Annotated in this window: 15 protein-coding genes; 5 read left to right on the forward strand and 10 right to left on the reverse strand. The window is 60.6% G+C overall.

The genetic code is table 11. The features are described 5' to 3' along the window. From Q1J79_RS06135 to Q1J79_RS06170, 8 genes are all read right to left on the reverse strand, one after another. Window positions 1-215, reverse strand: a 215-nt coding sequence (locus Q1J79_RS06135; RefSeq protein WP_300297976.1) for a CsbD family protein, incomplete at its 3' end; no start/stop codon positions are given. A 45-nt stretch (window positions 216-260) separates the two neighbouring features. After that, window positions 261-491 (reverse strand): CsbD family protein, encoded by a 231-nt coding sequence (locus tag Q1J79_RS06140; RefSeq protein ID WP_300298083.1) that lies wholly within the window; start codon window positions 489-491, stop codon window positions 261-263. 250 nt (window positions 492-741) lie between these two features. Then, a complete protein-coding gene (gene mazG / locus Q1J79_RS06145) occupies window positions 742-1,569 on the reverse strand; it encodes a nucleoside triphosphate pyrophosphohydrolase (protein ID WP_300297979.1) in 828 nt (275 codons plus the stop codon). Window positions 1,570-1,651: 82 nt separating this feature from the next. Next, the gene (locus Q1J79_RS06150; RefSeq protein WP_300297982.1) at window positions 1,652-2,305 is read right to left on the reverse strand and encodes a phosphoribosyltransferase; all 654 of its coding nucleotides are present in this window, start codon (window positions 2,303-2,305) and stop codon (window positions 1,652-1,654) included. After that, complete coding sequence (locus Q1J79_RS06155) at window positions 2,286-2,930, reverse strand: alpha/beta fold hydrolase (protein ID WP_300297985.1); 645 nt, start codon at window positions 2,928-2,930, stop codon at window positions 2,286-2,288. Before Q1J79_RS06155 ends, Q1J79_RS06150 begins: the two co-directional genes overlap by 20 nt. A 118-nt stretch (window positions 2,931-3,048) precedes the next feature. Continuing rightward, window positions 3,049-4,917 carry an ABC transporter ATP-binding protein/permease gene (locus Q1J79_RS06160; protein WP_300297987.1) on the reverse strand — a complete coding sequence of 623 codons (1,869 nt, stop codon included), beginning with the start codon at window positions 4,915-4,917 and terminating at the stop codon, window positions 3,049-3,051. Window positions 4,918-4,927: 10 nt separating this feature from the next. Next, window positions 4,928-5,887, reverse strand: coding sequence for a glucokinase (glk, locus tag Q1J79_RS06165; protein ID WP_300298086.1), 960 nt, complete (start codon window positions 5,885-5,887; stop codon window positions 4,928-4,930). Continuing rightward, window positions 5,884-7,242, reverse strand: a complete 1,359-nt coding sequence (locus Q1J79_RS06170; RefSeq protein ID WP_300297990.1) for a GH1 family beta-glucosidase — start codon at window positions 7,240-7,242, stop codon at window positions 5,884-5,886. The genes glk and Q1J79_RS06170 overlap by 4 nt, the downstream gene beginning before the upstream one ends. Window positions 7,243-7,289: 47 nt before the next feature. On the opposite strand from Q1J79_RS06170, the gene Q1J79_RS06175 reads away from it, so the two are divergent. Continuing rightward, complete coding sequence (locus Q1J79_RS06175) at window positions 7,290-8,396, forward strand: hypothetical protein (protein ID WP_300297993.1); 1,107 nt, start codon at window positions 7,290-7,292, stop codon at window positions 8,394-8,396. 60 nt (window positions 8,397-8,456) lie between these two features. On the opposite strand, the gene Q1J79_RS06180 is transcribed toward Q1J79_RS06175, so the two are convergent. Further along, on the reverse strand, window positions 8,457-9,365 hold the full coding sequence (locus tag Q1J79_RS06180) for a LysR family transcriptional regulator (protein WP_300297996.1): 909 nt from the start codon (window positions 9,363-9,365) through the stop codon (window positions 8,457-8,459). Between the two features lie 117 nt (window positions 9,366-9,482). On the opposite strand from Q1J79_RS06180, the gene Q1J79_RS06185 reads away from it, so the two are divergent. Beyond that, a complete protein-coding gene (locus Q1J79_RS06185; RefSeq protein ID WP_300297999.1) occupies window positions 9,483-11,621 on the forward strand; it encodes a malate synthase G in 2,139 nt (712 codons plus the stop codon). Window positions 11,622-11,667: 46 nt separating this feature from the next. On the opposite strand, the gene Q1J79_RS06190 is transcribed toward Q1J79_RS06185, so the two are convergent. Beyond that, entirely contained in the window at window positions 11,668-12,621 is a 954-nt protein-coding gene (locus Q1J79_RS06190; protein WP_300298002.1) for a LysR substrate-binding domain-containing protein, read from the reverse strand. A gap of 39 nt (window positions 12,622-12,660) precedes the next feature. Here Q1J79_RS06190 and Q1J79_RS06195 point away from each other — a divergent pair, with 39 nt between their 5' ends. From Q1J79_RS06195 to Q1J79_RS06205, 3 genes are read left to right on the forward strand one after another with little or no spacing between them, the layout of a single operon-like run. Further along, on the forward strand, window positions 12,661-13,752 hold the full coding sequence (locus tag Q1J79_RS06195) for an ABC transporter substrate-binding protein (protein WP_300298006.1): 1,092 nt from the start codon (window positions 12,661-12,663) through the stop codon (window positions 13,750-13,752). A 32-nt stretch (window positions 13,753-13,784) separates the two neighbouring features. Beyond that, window positions 13,785-14,825 (forward strand): ABC transporter ATP-binding protein, encoded by a 1,041-nt coding sequence (locus tag Q1J79_RS06200; RefSeq protein WP_300298008.1) that lies wholly within the window; start codon window positions 13,785-13,787, stop codon window positions 14,823-14,825. After that, window positions 14,822-15,682 (forward strand): ABC transporter permease, encoded by an 861-nt coding sequence (locus Q1J79_RS06205; protein ID WP_300298011.1) that lies wholly within the window; start codon window positions 14,822-14,824, stop codon window positions 15,680-15,682. The genes Q1J79_RS06200 and Q1J79_RS06205 overlap by 4 nt, the downstream gene beginning before the upstream one ends. Window positions 15,683-15,725: the final 43 nt, after the last annotated feature.

A 15,725-nucleotide genomic window follows, 5' to 3' on the forward strand; every position in this document is an offset into this window, starting at 1 on the left:
CGTTCGGCTTGGTCGGCGATGATGCCGTAACGCTCCTGTATCTTGCCGACCAATTGCTCACGCCGACCGTCGATCCAGCTCAGGTCATCGTCGGTCAGTTCGCCCCAGCGTTCCCGGGCCTTGCCAGCAAACTGTTTCCAGTTTCCGGCGACCCGATCCCAGGACGGCAGGGCGGCTTTCACATTCGCTTCGACGCGCTTTGCGGTATTGGCCATGATGAATCTCCTTTAAGTCTACAGGCGACGGTAATGCGATTGCCGCTATTGCGGCGACTGGGTCTTTTCCCACTCACCGACCTGCTTCTCGGCCTCGTTCTTGGCAACGCCGTAGCGTTCCTGAATCTTGCCGACCAGTTCCTGACGCTTGCCGTTGATCACGGTGATGTCGTTGTCGGTCAGTTTTCCCCAGCGCTGTTTCACCTTGCCGGCAAGCTGGTTCCAATTGCCTTCGATCTGCTCCCAGGCGCCACTGGCGGCGTAAACAGGGGCCAGCGGCACGGCGGCCAGCAGGGCAAGGGCTGAAACGGCGGTGATGGCGATCTTGCGCATGTAAAACCTCCTCTTGATGGCGGTGAACGGACGCTGGAGGAAACCCGGCGGTGGCAGGGTTGGTTCCCGAAATAATCCAGGGAATTTTCCTCATGAGCGGGGCAAGCCTTTGATTTGGCATGCCCTTCACAGGCCTTCAGAGGTTAGGAATAGCGCCGGCCAGCTGGAATACGGTGGCATGGCTGCCTAAGGACTAAGGGCTGGCGGTTTTTTCCCGCTTCTTTGCAATATTCCAGGCTTCATCCATGGTCGCCAGGTCGCAACCGGCCAATTCTTTACCTTCAGCGTTTATTATTTGCTCCATCATACTGAAGCGACGCTCAAATTTACGGTTTGCTGCGCGCAGGCAATCTTCCGGATCGAGCTTCAGATGCCGAGCCAAGTTGGCAACAACAAAGAGAAAATCGCCGAACTCCTCATTCATCGCTTCTTGTGTTCCAGATTCGATTTCTTCTTCAAGCTCTTGTAATTCTTCTTTTATTTTATCAATCACCGGCTGCTTCTCGGGCCAGTCGAATCCCACGCGGGCCGCCCGGTTCTGCAACTTCACGGCACGCAGCAAAGCCGGCAAGCCGGCGGTGACTCCGGCCAGTACAGGCGAGATACCGTCCGTTCCTGTCTCGACCTTGGCGGCACGTTCGGCTGCCTTGATGCTTTCCCAGTTGGCGCTGACTGTTTCAGGCCGGTCGGCCGAAACATCACCGAAAATATGTGGATGCCGCCGCACCATCTTGTCGCTGATTCCAGCTGCAACATCGGCAAAACTGAAATGCCCGGCCTCCTCGGCCATCCGGCTGTGGAATACCACCTGCAGCAACAGATCACCCAATTCGTCCTTCAACCCAGCCATATCGTTCCGGGCAATGGCATCCTCGACCTCGTAGGCTTCCTCGATGGTATAGGGCGCAATGGTGGTGAAGGTTTGCTCCAGGTCCCATGGGCAGCCACCCTTGGGGTCGCGCAGCCGGGCCATGATGGCAAGCAGGCGGGACAGGCTGGAGAGATCGGGGGCGGCAGTCATGGCAGGCACCGGCATGCAGGAAAACGAAGATTGCCAAAATGCGGTGCGTTGTTGGCTGGTGCAAGCGGCAGGCGGCCGGGGGTTACTGCGGTGGAGTCGGCTGGACAGCAGCTTTCAGAAACTCGACCACCTGATCATCGGTGAGTTGCGGAAACTCCCGGTAATGCGCCCCAACCGCATAGAAGTCCGGCGGGGTTTCCAGGCAGACGATCCGATCCGCGAGTCCCCTGAACTCCTCCAGCGTGGATGATGCCGCGACCGGAATGGCCAGAATGATGGATTTGGGTTGCGCGGCCCGCAGCAGCATCAGGGCAGCCTTGGCGGTGGCTCCAGTGGCTATACCGTCATCCACAACTATCACCGTGCGGCCTTTCACCTCGGGATGTGGCTGGCCGATATCATATCGTTTGCGGCGCCGCTCAATTTCGGCCAGTTCGCGTTGGGCGGCAGTCCGCAGATAGTCGTCATCGACATGCAGGCTGTCGGCCACTTCACGATTCACCACCAGGCGCGGCTTCTGGCCGTCGGCAACGGCGGCAACAGCCAGTTCGCCATGGTGTGGCGCGCCGATCTTGCGCACCAGCAGCAGATCGAGTGGCGCATGCAGGGCGGAGGCTACCTCGGCTGCCACCGGTACGCCGCCGCGCGGCAGGGCCAGGATCACCGGCTTGGTGTCCTGCAAGTCCTGCAGCCGCTGGGCCAGACGGCGACCGGCCTCAGTCCTGTCCAGAAACATCCGCGGCCTCGCTTTGCAATAGGTAATGGCTGAACCAGGTACTGGCATGGCCGATCACCTGCTCCAGCGTACCGGCCTCCTCGAACAGATGGGTGGCGCCCGGCACGATTTGCAAGGTCGCCTTGCAGCGCATATGTGCCATCGCCTGGCGGTTCAGCGCCAGAACTTCACGGTCGAGCCCCCCGATGATCAGCAGGGTGGGTGCGGTAACATGCGGCAAGGCCGCCCCGGCCAGATCGGGGCGGCCGCCGCGGCTGACGATGGCCTGGACCGCGCAGTCAGGCTGGGCGGCGGCGACCAAGGCTGCGGCGGCGCCCGTGCTGGCACCGAAATAACCGATGCGCGGCGCGATCCGTTCCATGCGCCGGCCCAGCCATTCGGTCGCCAGCGTCAGGCGTTCAGCCAGTAAATCGATATCAAAGACATTATCGCGGCTTGAGGATTCAGCCTCGGTCAGCAGATCGAACAGCAATGTGCCAAATCCAGCCCGTTGCAAGGCGGCTGCGACATGCTTGTTGCGGGGGCTGTTACGGCTGCTGCCACTGCCATGGGCGAAGACGATAACCGCACGGCACCGCGGCGGCAGCACCAGAAGGCCTTCCAGCCCGAATGGCGGGATGGCCACAGGCTCTTCCGTATACGGCCCCGATTGCATGTTTCCATGCGTCATGCGTGACATCCGCCCTGCTGCTTGACAGCCCGTTCAATCTAGCCGGCGCAGGGATCTCCCGCGTTGATCTGGATCAGCCCTCGCCGAAGCCCGCACGCATCAGGTCGATCAGCCGGCCGATCCGGCTGGACAACGAGGCAGGTGGCATTGGGGCCGGCGAGGGCTCGTGAGCAGGCGGGCTGGGCTCCTCCTGCAACGATACGGTGCCGGCTTCGGAACGCTCGAGCACCAGGTGACGGGTGAAGAATCCATTCTGATCGGAACGGTGCCCAACCGCCAGGATTGTTGCCTCGGGAAGCATTTCGCCCAGCATATGCAATAGAGCTAGCTGGGATTTTTCATCAAGCCCATCGGTGGCCTGATCAATCAGAATCCAGAGCGGCCGGTGCAACAGAAGGCGAGCAAAGCCTATTCGCTGCAGGTCGCCAGGACTCAGTGCCTGGCCCCAGTCTGCCTCGGTATCGAGTTGCGGCAGCAGATAATCGAGTCCAACGCGATGAAGCATATCGGTCAGTACGGTATCGCCACCTTGTGGCGGCGTTACCGGGTACAGCAGCGCATGACGCAAAGTCCCGGGTGGCATGTAGGGGCGTTGCGGCAGCAGGGCCAGTGATTGCGATGGGACTTCGATCCGGCCGCGGCCCCAGGGCCAGACGCCAGCCACGGCCTTGCATAGAACCGCGGCTGCATGCTGGTCGCCGGTCAGTAGCACGCGCTCACCCCGCCGGATCTCAAGTGACAAACCGGCAGAGATAATGCGCTGGTCCGGTTCGGCAATCGTCACGTTCCGGAATCCAAGGGCGGCATCAGAAGTCTTGGCTACGACAATCCGCTCGTCTGAGTGTTGATTGGCGCGAATGGCTTCAGCTGCTGACAGGGATTGATCGAGTTCAAGAACGCGTTCGGCCGATGCCTGCAATTCGGCCAGACGAGGGAAATTGTCGACCGGCCATGACAGTGCTGCGGTTGCCTGCTGGAAAGCCTGGGCCGTCTGCATCAGGCCGCCCAGCGTAATCTCGCCCAGAAGATAACGCGGCGTGCTGACCAGGACCGGGAATATCGTTGCCAATGTGCTGTAGGCCGAGGTGAACAGGATCAACTGGCGCAGGCCGGTGCTCTGGTTGTGCCAGGCGGTTGCCACGGGTTTGAATAAGCGCAGCAGCAAGCCGCGCTCTTCGCGTTCACCCTGGGCAACGGCAATGGCTTCGGCATTCTCCCGGCTGCGGCCAAGGGCATAGCGCAGGTCTGCCTCCACGGTTTGGCGCCAGTCGGCGGCAGAAACCAGTTTGCGGCCGATGAACATCGCCAGGGCCGAACCGACACCGGAATACAGGAAGGCGAGCCAGACCATATGGCCGGGAATGTCGAACGTGATGCCGTCAATGTGGATTGGCAGGTTCCCCGATAGGCCCCAGAGGATGCCAAGGAAGCTGATCAGCAACAAAAGGCAGTAGATCAGAGAATGGGCCAGATCGACGGCCGCTTCGGTAGCAATGCGGATATCCTCGGCGATGCGGCCGTCCGGGTTGCTGTGGTTGCCGGGAGCGATGCTCAACCGATACTGGCGGCCATCATGCATCCACTCGCCGATCAGTTCTTTGGTCAGCCACTCCCGCCATCCGAGCTGCAGCGCGCGTTTGATATGAAGATGGATCGCATTGACCACCATCATGCCAAGGACGAGGGCAGCAAAGATGATGATCTGCCGTAACGAGCCTTCGGCAGAGCGGCGCTCCAACGCGTCAAAGAGATCGGCGCTCCAGAGATTGAGGCGGATCGCAAGCACGACCTGTGCAAGATCAAGCAGTACAAGCGCGATGGATAACAGCCAGGCAGCCCAGCGCTCTGGTCCATACCAATACGGCATCGCAAGACGCAGGAATCCCCTCGCGGTGCCCATCGCGGATGGGGATTGCCTGATGGATTGGGCCTCGGGCTGCACCTGATGTTTCCTACACGGCGTTGCGGTCGACCATGGCCTGCAAACCCAAAATAGCAGATTCTGGATGCAGGACGGCAAAAACCGGGATGCGTTCGAGTTGTGAGCGGAACCGCCCCTTGGCCTCGAAGCGGGCGCGAAAAGTGGATTTGTCCAGCAGATCAAGCATGCGCGGCACGATACCGCCGGCCAGATAAAGTCCGCCGCGGGCATCAAAAGCCAGGGCAAGGTCGCCGGCGAAACTGCCGAGCAAAGCGCAGAACATTCCAACTGTCCTGCGGCACAGATCGCAGCTGCCATCCTGCGCCGCCGCGAGGATTTCGGCCGCCGGGCGCGAGGCAGCCGGTTGTTTCTCTACTGTCGCCATGGCCTGATGCAGATTCTCTAGGCCAGGACCTGAGAGCGCGCGCTCGGCCGAGGCATGACCGAATCTCTGGCGCAGCACGGCCAGCACGGCATCCTCGCCAGCATCTTGTCCAGCCAGAGTCATATGCCCGGCCTCGCTGGCCATGGCATATCCGCCATCGACCGCCGGAAGAAAGGCGCTGACGCCAAGCCCGGTCCCCGGACCACAGGCGGCTTTCGGTGCTGCATGCTCCGGCGTTCCGCCGCCGAATTGGCGCAAGGCATCGCTGGAGAAGTGCGGCAAGGCCCAGGCGGTAGCGACGAAGTCATTCACCAGCCAGACGGCTGACAGGCCGAAACGTTGCTGCAAAGCGGCTGTGTCCAATTGCCAGTCGGCATTTGTCATGACGATGCGGCCGTTTTGCACCGGCCCGGCCACAGCAAGGGCGATCGCGTCAAGGGCTGGGGCGGTGCTATCATGCAAATGGGCGGTTATCGCCTCATCGATGTCGGCATAAGCGGCGCGGGACAGGGTGGTGATCGGCCCGCAATTCTTCCCATCATATACGGCTAAGCGCAGGTTGGTGCCGCCGACATCGCCGAGCAGGATTCTACGGTTTCCGGTCATGGCTTTCCAGCGGGCCCGGTAGCGGTTTCGCGGGTGATGCGATCGGCGTACCAGCGGGCGGATGATTTTGGAATGCGACGCAACGTCGGGTAATCGACATAAATCAACCCAAAACGATCGCCGTAGCCGGCGCCCCATTCGAAATTGTCGAGCAGCGACCAGACGAAATATCCACGCACATCGGCGCCGGCGGCGATCGCGGTCTGCATGGCCCCGATATAGGCATTGAGGTAGTTGATGCGATGCTGGTCTTTTACCGCGCCGGTATGATCGAGTTGATCGCGCCCACCGGTTCCATTTTCGGTCACGTAGATCGGCAGGTGATAGCGGCGCGAGGCTTCCAGCAGGATGTCACGGAACGCATCCGGATGGACCTGCCAGCCGATCTCGGATTGTGGCGTGCCATCAGGCGGGCCAGCCCAGGCATAACCAAGCGGTGCGTTTTTGTCGCCACGGGCATAAATCGGGGAATAGTGATTGATTCCTAGCCAGTCGAGCGGCCGACAGATGCGCGCCATGTCGCCCGGCGCGATCTGCGGCGCCAGTTCATCGGCCAGAATGGTCGGGTAATAACCAAGGATCTGTGGGTCCGGGAAGGCCTGGTTCCAATGCATGTGCAGGCGGGCCGCGGCAGCAAGGTCCTCAAGGGCGGCCGAGGCCGGCAGGCAGGGCTGCATATTGTGGATCACGCCGATGCTGGCTCCGGACACGCCGGCGCGTAGTGCATCCACTGCCTCGCCATGGGCAAGATTGACATGATGGATGGCTTTGCGATGGGCATCAGCATCGACGACGCCGGGTGGCTGCCAGCCAAGGCCAAAGCCAAAGAGCGCAAAGACACCAGGCTCGTTGAATGTGGCAAACCGCTTCACACGATCGCCATATCGACGCGCCACCAGCGTGGCATAATCGGCGAACCAGCCGGCAGCATCGCGACTGAGCCAGCCGCCTTCGTCGTCGAGGGCCTGCGGTAGGTCCCAGTGGTACAGGCACAGCCAGGGCTCGATCCCGGCCGCCAACACGGCATCGATCAGCCGGTCGTAAAATGCTGCGCCGGCTTCATTGAAATGGCCGCGACCATTGGGCAGCAGGCGAGGCCAGGCAACCGAAAAGCGATAAGCCTGCACTCCCATGTCGCGCATTAATGCGATGTCTTCAGGGAACCGGTGGTAATGATCACAGGCAATGTCACCGGTGTCGCCATTGGCGATGCGGCCTTTCTGCTGGCAGAAGGTGTCCCATATGCTCGGGCCGCGACCATCGGTCTTGGTCGCCCCTTCAATCTGGTAGGACGACGTGGAAACGCCCCATATGAAGCGTTCGGTGGGCAGGAGGGGCGTAGGTAAACGATTCATGTTTTCAGGCCTTCTGCACAGCCCCTGCTTTCGGCTAGGGTGACGTTATGGGGGAGATCGTCGCCGATATATCCGAAGGGGGCCTGCGCGTGACATTGCGGGCGGCTGAGCCGCTTATGTTGCATCCGCCTGATTTTCCGCGCACTGACGCAAACAGCCCGGTCCGGGTCGATGCCGAGGGTGCTGTTGCATTTTTCTCCCACTACGTGCCGCGTGGTCATTCCTACCATCGCCGATTTGGCTCCGGATTGCGTGATGGCGCGGCGCCGCAGGCGGTGCGACTGCTCGATGATCCGGATCCGAATGTGGGGAAATGGATCGAGGCTGTCTGGCGCGATCCGCGCGGCCCGATATATGGCTGGTATCATGCGGAAGAGATTCTTGAGGGACCGCCGCCGCTGTTTGTCCCTCATATCGGCGCCGTCGTTTCGAGCGACGATGGCATGAGCTGGCGCTGCCTTGGCGAGGTACTGCGGGCACCGGCCGGGATGACCGACAGCGGTTACCGGAACGGTTTCCTCGCCGGCGGCTATGGCGATTTCTGCGTTGTGCCGGATTGCGGGGGGCAATATTTCTATCTCGCCTTTTCCTGTTATGTCACCGACGAGGCCGCGCAGGGTATCGCCATGGCGCGGTTCCCGATCGCGATGCGCGACAATCCCGCTCCAGCGCTGGAGCTGTGGTGCGCAGGCGAGTGGCGACCTGCGACGGGACAATTGCCGACGCCGCTGTGGCCGACGCGGCGCGGCTGGCGCCATACCGATCCCGATGCTTTCTGGGGACCGGCCATTCATTTCAATCGCCAGCTCGATGCCTATGTCATGCTGCTGAATCATACGGCCGGCGGGCATTACAACATGCTCCAGGAAGGGGTTTATGTTTCAGTCAGCCGGACGCCGGAGAATCCGTCGACCTGGACTAGGCCCATGCGACTGGTGGCCGGCGGGGCCTGGTATCCGCAGGTTGTGGGTCTCACTGCCGGTGGCGGCGATACCCTGGTCGATGGTCCTGCGCGCTTTTTCATGGCCGGCTACTCCGCCTGGGATATCGAGTTTGCCTGGACTGCGTCACCCGAGCACCGCAGCAAGGTACTTGAAGCGACGAAACCGCTCTTCTACAGCCTGTTCGGCGACCGTCATAAGGCGCCATGGTAACCCTGCTTTAAATACCGGTATTCACGCCACATCGTTTTGATTCTGGTCAAGCCCCCGATTTTATGCCGGGACGGCCAGATGCCGGTCCCAGGCCGGCTCGGGACCGTATAGGTCCTGCAGATAGGCGATGAAGGCATGCACGGCGGCTGGTACAAATTTGGCTGGCGGGTAAACGGCATAAATCCCGACATCGCTGGCCCCCGGATGATCCGGCAGCACGACCTGCAACCGTCCGGTCCGCAGGTCCGGGCCAATATCCCAGGTCGAGCGCAGGGCGATCCCCATGCCGGCCAGGGCCAGTTCGCGCACCACTTCGCTCGAATTGGTGCGCACGATGCTTTCGCCTTGCACGATCACAGGCCCGCTGTGGCCCTGCAGGCGCCATGGCAGTTGGGCGGCTGCGGCCAGAAGGCAATGCCGGTTCAGGTCTGCCAGACGCTGCGGCATGCCATGCTGCGTCAGGTATTCCGGGCTTGCGCACAATACGCGCCGGTTCGGCGCCAGCCGGATTCCGGTCAGGCCGCTGCCGATGGCCGGTGCAATACGGATTGCGAGGTCGATCCGTTCGGCCAGCAGGTCGACATAGGCATCGGAAAGATCGAGTTCCAGCTTGAGCCGCGGCCAGCGGTCGAGGAAAGGCTTGAGATGCGGCGCCACATGCATGCGGCCGAAGGAGGTGGGGGCGGTGATGCGCAGCCGGCCGGCCGGCGCGCCATCGGCGGCGCTGACCAGGCTTTCGGCCTCGCGCGAAGCGGCCAGGATATCGACCACGCGCTCATAAAACCGCTGTCCGGCTTCGGTAGTGGTCAGCTTTCGGGTGGTCCGATGTAGCAGACGGGCGCCAAGCCGTTCCTCCAGCCGGGCGATCCGCTTAGACACCATGGCCGGGGACAGGCTCAGGGTTCTGCCTGCCGCCGCCAGGCTGCCGGTTTCGATCACCCGGGCGAACAGCTCATATTCCCTGTCCATGGCTATTGTTTCCCATAAGGAACGACTGCTTTCAATTCTTTTCGCCTACAGAATGAATGAAAGGGCTGCTATTTTCCTTCAATCCAGTCGGTACCGCTCAGCTTTCCAGGAAACGCCATGACAAAAATCGTTCAATGCGCCGGTCTTTCGGTCGCCGAGAGCCTTGCCCGCTTCATCGAGGAAAAGGCGCTGCCCGGCACCGGAATCGAACCGAAGGATTTCTGGGCCGGTACGGCAGCCATCTTCGCGCGCTTTACCCCGGAAAACCGCGCCCTGCTGGCCAAACGCGACGACCTGCAGGCCAGAATCGATGCCTGGCATGTGGCACAGCGCGGCAAGCCGCATGATGCTGTCGCTTACGAGACCTTCCTGCGCGAAATCGGCTACCTCGTGCCTGAGCCGGCGCCGTTCAAGGTCGGCACCACGAAGGTAGATGACGAGATCGCCCGCATGGCCGGGCCGCAGCTGGTGGTGCCGGTGCTGAATGCACGCTTCCTGCTGAATGCCGCCAATGCGCGTTGGGGCAGCCTCTACGATGCCTATTATGGCACCGATGCGATCCCGCATGATCCAAACGAGAAGAAGGGTTATGACCCGGCACGCGGCACCAGGGTGATCGCGAAGGCAAAAGCCTTCCTCGACCAGGCAGTGCCGCTTGCCTCGGGCAGCCATGCCGCCGTGAAGGGCTGGTCAGTGAAGGACGGCAAGCTGTCGCCCACGCTGAAGGATGCCGCGGCCTTCGTCGGTTATCGCGGCGATGCAGGCAATCCCAGCGCGGTGCTGCTGAAGCATAACGGCCTGCATATCGAACTGGTGATCGATCACAGCCATCCGGTCGGGAAGGGTGATCCAGCCGGCATGGCCGACGTGATCCTCGAAGCGGCACTGACGACTATTGTCGACCTGGAAGATTCCGTTGCCGCCGTTGATGCTGAAGACAAGGTGGAGGCCTATGCCAACTGGCTCGGCCTGATGCAGGGCGATCTCAGCGCCACCTTCGACAAGGGCGGCCGCAGCATGACGCGTGCGCTGGAACCGGATCGCGAATATATCGCACCGGATGGCGGCAAGCTGATCCTGCCCGGTCGCAGCCTGCTGTTCGTGCGCAATGTCGGCCATCTGATGACCACGCCGGCAATCCGACTATCAGACGATTCAGAAGCACCGGAAGGCATTCTGGATGGCATCGTCACCAGTCTGATCGCCATGCACGACCTCAAGCGGCGTGGGCATTTCGTCAACAGCCGCGCGGGTTCCGTCTATATCGTGAAACCGAAGATGCATGGGCCGGAAGAGGCGGGGTTCACCAACCGCCTGTTCGATGCCATTGAGGACATGCTGGGCCTGGCGTGCCATACGGTGAAGGTCGGCGTGATGGATGAGGAGCGCCGCACCTCGGCGAATCTCGCGGCCTGCATTCACGCGGTGAAGGATCGCATCGTCTTCATCAATACCGGTTTCCTCGATCGCACCGGTGACGAGATGCATACCTCGATGCTGGCCGGCCCGATGGTGCGCAAGGCCGACATGAAGGCCTCCAGCTGGATCAAGGCCTACGAGGAGCGTAACGTGGCCATCGGTCTGGCCTGCGGCCTTTCCGGCAAGGCGCAGATCGGCAAAGGCATGTGGGCGGCGCCCGACCGCATGGCCGACATGCTGGAGCAGAAGATCAGCCATCCCAAAACCGGCGCCAACACCGCCTGGGTGCCGAGCCCGACGGCAGCAACCCTGCATGCCACGCATTACCATGTCGTGGACGTTTTCGCGCGCCAGACCGAAGTATCGAAGCAGCCGGTGCCATCGCTGGCCGCGCTGCTGACCATTCCGCTGGCCACGGGGCTGAATTTCTCCGAGCAGGACGTGCGCGACGAACTCGACAACAATGCCCAGGGCATCCTGGGCTACGTGGTGCGCTGGGTGGACCAGGGTATCGGCTGCTCAAAGGTGCCCGATATCCACGATATCGGCCTGATGGAAGACCGCGCGACTCTGCGGATTTCATCCCAGCACATGGCCAACTGGCTGCTACACCGGGTTTGCACGGCCGAGCAGGTGGACGCCGCGTTCCGTCGCATGGCAGCCAAGGTCGATGCCCAGAATGCCGGCGACACCGCCTATCGCCCGATGGCGACCAACCTCGACAACAGCCTGGCGTATCAGGCGGCGCGGGCGTTGGTCTTCGAGGGCGTGACGCAGCCGAACGGCTATACCGAGCCGCTGCTGCATGCCTTCCGCGCTAGGGTGAAGGCCGGGTAATCATAATCGCAGCTAGGTAACAGCCCGGCCATTTCTGGGATTTTACCTACTTCCCGGACTTCCGGCTCACTGGCTTTATGAAGGCCCGTAATTCATCCGCAAAGGCCGTGGCTAATGTCAGGCGTGCGGCAATCTGGGGAAATATCAGGGCGTATTGCGAGGATAAAGGTTCTTTGAGTGGCCGAATGGCGACACCCGAACTGGAATACTCCTCGGCCGTCCATCGGGGCACCAACGTGATGCCGGCGCCTGCTGCGGCCAAGGCGCAGGCGATGGATGAACTTGGAGTCTCGATCACGACCCTGGGCGTTACGCCATGCTGCGACAGCGCGTCGTCGATCTTGTAGCGGACAAAGCTGTGCTGCGACAACAGGACCATTCTTTCACCATCGAATTCCTTCATTGAGATGGCACGGCTTGCCGCCAGGCGATGACCGTTGGGCAGAACAGCAGAGAAATCTATCGGCTCAAGTTGTTCGACTTCGATGCCTGGGCGGTTCACCGGCATTTCGACTATGCCGATATCGAATTGCCGCCGGGAAACAAGCTCTGCGATTTGTAACGAGGGCAAACTCTGGACGAATACGTTGACGTCGAGGCGGGTCGACAGAAAACGGGAAATGCACGCTGGCACCAGCCACTGCGCCAACGCCGGCAATGTAGCGATGCGAAGTACGCCGATCCGCTGGTGCCGAATGTCCTCGGCAACCTGAGCGATACGGTCGATCCCGCCGTAAACCTGCTCAACCTCCCGATACAGCGTTTCGGCTTCCGGAGTAGGTACAAGGCGACGCCCGCGTCGCTCAAACAGCGCGTATTTCAGCCGTTGCTCTAGCAGGCCGATGGCGCGACTGACCCCTGGCTGTGTGACGTTCAGCAGTTTGGCCGCGCCGACCACGCTGCCGGCCAGCATGACGGACCGAAATGCCTCGATCTGCCGCAGATTTAAGCTTGGTTTCATATATAACAAAAAAGCATAAACAGACGAAAATGTCTTCATTTTTTTATCAAACGACTCCACGTATGATCGTTTTCATCCATGAATTCCTGCAAGAATATGGATCAACCAGAGAAAATACCGACAGCGGAGAAAAAGATGCGCAAATACCTATACGTTATGAGTGCGACGATTATGGCCGCCTTCGTGGCCCCGGCCCTTGCCCAGACGCATATCTATGTTGGTGGCTCCGGCGGTGCCACCGAGCAGTTGTTCAAGGAAAAGATCATCCCGGCATTCGAGGCGCGGACAGGCAGCCGGGTTACCTATGTGGCTGGAAATTCCACCGACATTCTCGCCAAGTTACAGGCGCAGAAAGGTAAACAGGAATTGTCAGTGGCGCTGATCGACGATGGTCCGATGTATCAGGCCGTTGGCGCCGGGCTTTGCGCGCCGGTCCAGAATTCCGGCTCGATCAACGAGATCTATCCTAATGCCCGCATGGTCGGCGATAAATCGGTCGGCATCGGCTTCATCGCCACTGGCCTGGCTTACAACAAAGAGGTTTTCACCAAGAATGGCTGGAGCGCGCCAACCTCATGGAATGACCTGCTGAATCCGAAATACAAGCAAAAGGTTGTCATTCCCCCGATCACCAATGGCTATGGATTGCTGACTCTGGTGATGATGGCGCGTCTGAATGGCGGCGGTGAAGAAAAAATCGACCCCGGCTTCGAAGTCATGACCAAGAAGGTCGCTCCTAACGTTCTGGCCTGGGAGCCTTCGCCAGGAAAGATGGCGCAGATGATGCAAACAGGCGAGGGGGCTTTGGTGGTTTGGGGCAATGGACGGGTGCAGTCGGTCGTCGACCAGGGGGCGCCGGTCGAGTTTGTCTATCCGAAGGAAGGAGCCGTCGTAATCATGGTCTCCGGCTGCGTGGTCAATGATGGGCCACAGGCGGCGCTCGGCCAGCAATTCCTCCAGCATGTGGTTTCGGCGGAAGTGCAGGGAATGATCGCTAGCAGGTTGGGCTGGGGTCCGGTGAACAACACAACCAAGCTGGAGCCAGACATTGCCGCGAAGGTGGTTTTTGGGCCAGAGAAGGTCAATGCGCTGATCTCGCCGAACTACGATATCATTAATGCGAAACGCGCCGAGTGGACCAACCGGTGGAACCGTTCGGTTGAAAAGTGATCGGAATACATTGATTGGGGGCTTGGGGGCAGATGAGTTTTCTTGAGTTGCGGGGGCTGGGCAAACGCTACGGCGATATCGAGGCGGTAAGCTCATGCGACCTCACGGTGGAAAAAGGGGAGTTTGTCTGCCTCCTGGGCCCATCTGGCTGCGGCAAGACCACCACCCTGCAGATGATCGCAGGATTCGTGCCGCCGACCAGCGGGCAGGTTTTCCTTGATGGCCGCGATATCACGGCGCTCAAGCCGAGCCGGCGCGGCCTGGGAATCGTGTTTCAGAGCTATGCTTTATTTCCACATATGACCGTGGCTGAGAATGTCGCTTTTGGGCTGGAGATGCGGCGCATAGGGCGGGGTGAGCGTGAGCAGCGCGTAACCGAAACTCTGGCTTTGGTGCATCTCGATGCGATGACCGACCGTTATCCCGGCGAATTGTCGGGTGGCCAACGCCAGCGCGTAGCACTGGCGCGCGCCCTGGTGATCCAGCCACAGGTATTGCTGCTGGATGAGCCCATGGGTGCGCTCGACGCCAAATTGCGCGAAGACATGCAGATCGAGTTGCGCGCGTTGCAGCGCCGCGTGGCAATCACCACCATCATGGTCACTCACGATCAGGCAGAGGCGATGACCCTATCAGATCGTATTGTGCTGATGAATCGAGGGCAGGTCGAACAGGTGGCCCGGCCGTATGACATGTACGAGAGACCGAACGGGCAATTTGCCTCTACCTTCCTGGGCAAGGCAAATGTCTTCTCCGGTCGCTCGAACGGGAAGTCGGTATTGGCCGGCGACCGCTGGTTTCCCGTTGAGGGCAATATACCGGAGGGTGATGTTGATTACATCATCCGGCCCGAGAAGATTGAGATTGTCGATACGGCACCATTGCTGCATGGGAAGGTTTCCGCCCGAGTTTTCCTCGGCAATCATTGGCTTTTCCAGGTCGACACGCCGCTTGGTCCAATGCATCTGACACAACCGAATACCGGAATGCCCGCGACCGGAGAAGGGGATGTGATCGGCATGAGCTGGGTCGGCGCACATGCCCGCGTGGTGGCAAGCGGAACCAGTCGATGACCCCAAGCCGCAACACGCTTCCCTTTTGGCTGTCGGCGCCCAGCCTGCTGTTGACCATGGCCTTCGTGGCCTTGCCGCTGGTGATGACATTATCGCTCAGCCTCTACCCTTATGACCTGACGACAGGCATAGGTGATGGCATGACGCTGACTAATTATCGCGACATCGTCATTGATGAGTATTTCCACGCAATATTCGCCAGAACTTTTGGCATGGCGATGCTCGTTACCGTAATCTGCATCTTGATCGGACTTCCCGAAGCTTACGTACTGAGCCGCCTGTCGTCGCGCTGGCGCTCAGTGTCGCTGGTGATCGTGCTTGGCCCGCTGCTTATCTCGGTGGTGGTGCGGACCCTGGGCTGGGCCGTCCTTCTGGGAAACGAGGGGATTCTGAACAACGCTCTGCGCGCCATTGGCATCATCGACGAGCCGATCCGTCTGATGTTCACCTTCACTGGAACGGTTGTCGCGTTGGTGCATGTTCTGGTGCCATTCATGGTCCTGGCGATCTGGGCCTCGCTGCAGAAGCTGGATCCGGCGACGGAACACGCTGCGGAATCTCTTGGCGCCAATCAGATCACCATTTTGCGGCGAATCGTGTTCCCGCAGGTCATCCCCGGCGTCCTTTCCGGTAGCCTAATCGTCTTTGCCTTGTCTGCCAGCGCCTTCGCAACACCGGCGATTATTGGCGGCCGGCGCCTCAAAGTGGTGCCCACGACGATCTACGACGAGTTTCTCGGCAGCCTGAACTGGCCGCTCGGTGCCGCGCTGGCGGTGACATTGCTGGTCATTGTCCTGACTTGCTCTCTGGCCATGAACCGCTTCGTCGAATGGCGCTATCGTCAGGTATTCCAATGACTCGCACTCCTCGGGCATTGCTGGTTTTCCACATCTCCTTCGC

It is taken from the genome of Ferrovibrio sp. (assembly GCF_029255545.1).
Lineage (GTDB): Bacteria > Pseudomonadota > Alphaproteobacteria > Ferrovibrionales > Ferrovibrionaceae > Ferrovibrio.

Excerpts from the sequence above, each read along its gene's own strand:
- Q1J79_RS06190 (WP_300298002.1), bottom strand. The coding sequence starts at position 12,621 with ATGAAGACATTTTCGTCTGTTTATGCTTTTTTGTTATATATGAAACCA.
- Q1J79_RS06195 (WP_300298006.1), top strand. The coding sequence starts at position 12,661 with ATGAATTCCTGCAAGAATATGGATCAACCAGAGAAAATACCGACAGCG.
- Q1J79_RS06150 (WP_300297982.1), bottom strand. The coding sequence starts at position 2,305 with ATGTTTCTGGACAGGACTGAGGCCGGTCGCCGTCTGGCCCAGCGGCTG.
- mazG (WP_300297979.1), bottom strand. The coding sequence starts at position 1,569 with ATGACTGCCGCCCCCGATCTCTCCAGCCTGTCCCGCCTGCTTGCCATC.
- Q1J79_RS06205 (WP_300298011.1), top strand. The coding sequence starts at position 14,822 with ATGACCCCAAGCCGCAACACGCTTCCCTTTTGGCTGTCGGCGCCCAGC.
- Q1J79_RS06170 (WP_300297990.1), bottom strand. The coding sequence starts at position 7,242 with ATGAATCGTTTACCTACGCCCCTCCTGCCCACCGAACGCTTCATATGG.
- Q1J79_RS06180 (WP_300297996.1), bottom strand. The coding sequence starts at position 9,365 with ATGGACAGGGAATATGAGCTGTTCGCCCGGGTGATCGAAACCGGCAGC.
- Q1J79_RS06185 (WP_300297999.1), top strand. The coding sequence starts at position 9,483 with ATGACAAAAATCGTTCAATGCGCCGGTCTTTCGGTCGCCGAGAGCCTT.
- Q1J79_RS06200 (WP_300298008.1), top strand. The coding sequence starts at position 13,785 with ATGAGTTTTCTTGAGTTGCGGGGGCTGGGCAAACGCTACGGCGATATC.
- Q1J79_RS06175 (WP_300297993.1), top strand. The coding sequence starts at position 7,290 with ATGGGGGAGATCGTCGCCGATATATCCGAAGGGGGCCTGCGCGTGACA.
- glk (WP_300298086.1), bottom strand. The coding sequence starts at position 5,887 with ATGACCGGAAACCGTAGAATCCTGCTCGGCGATGTCGGCGGCACCAAC.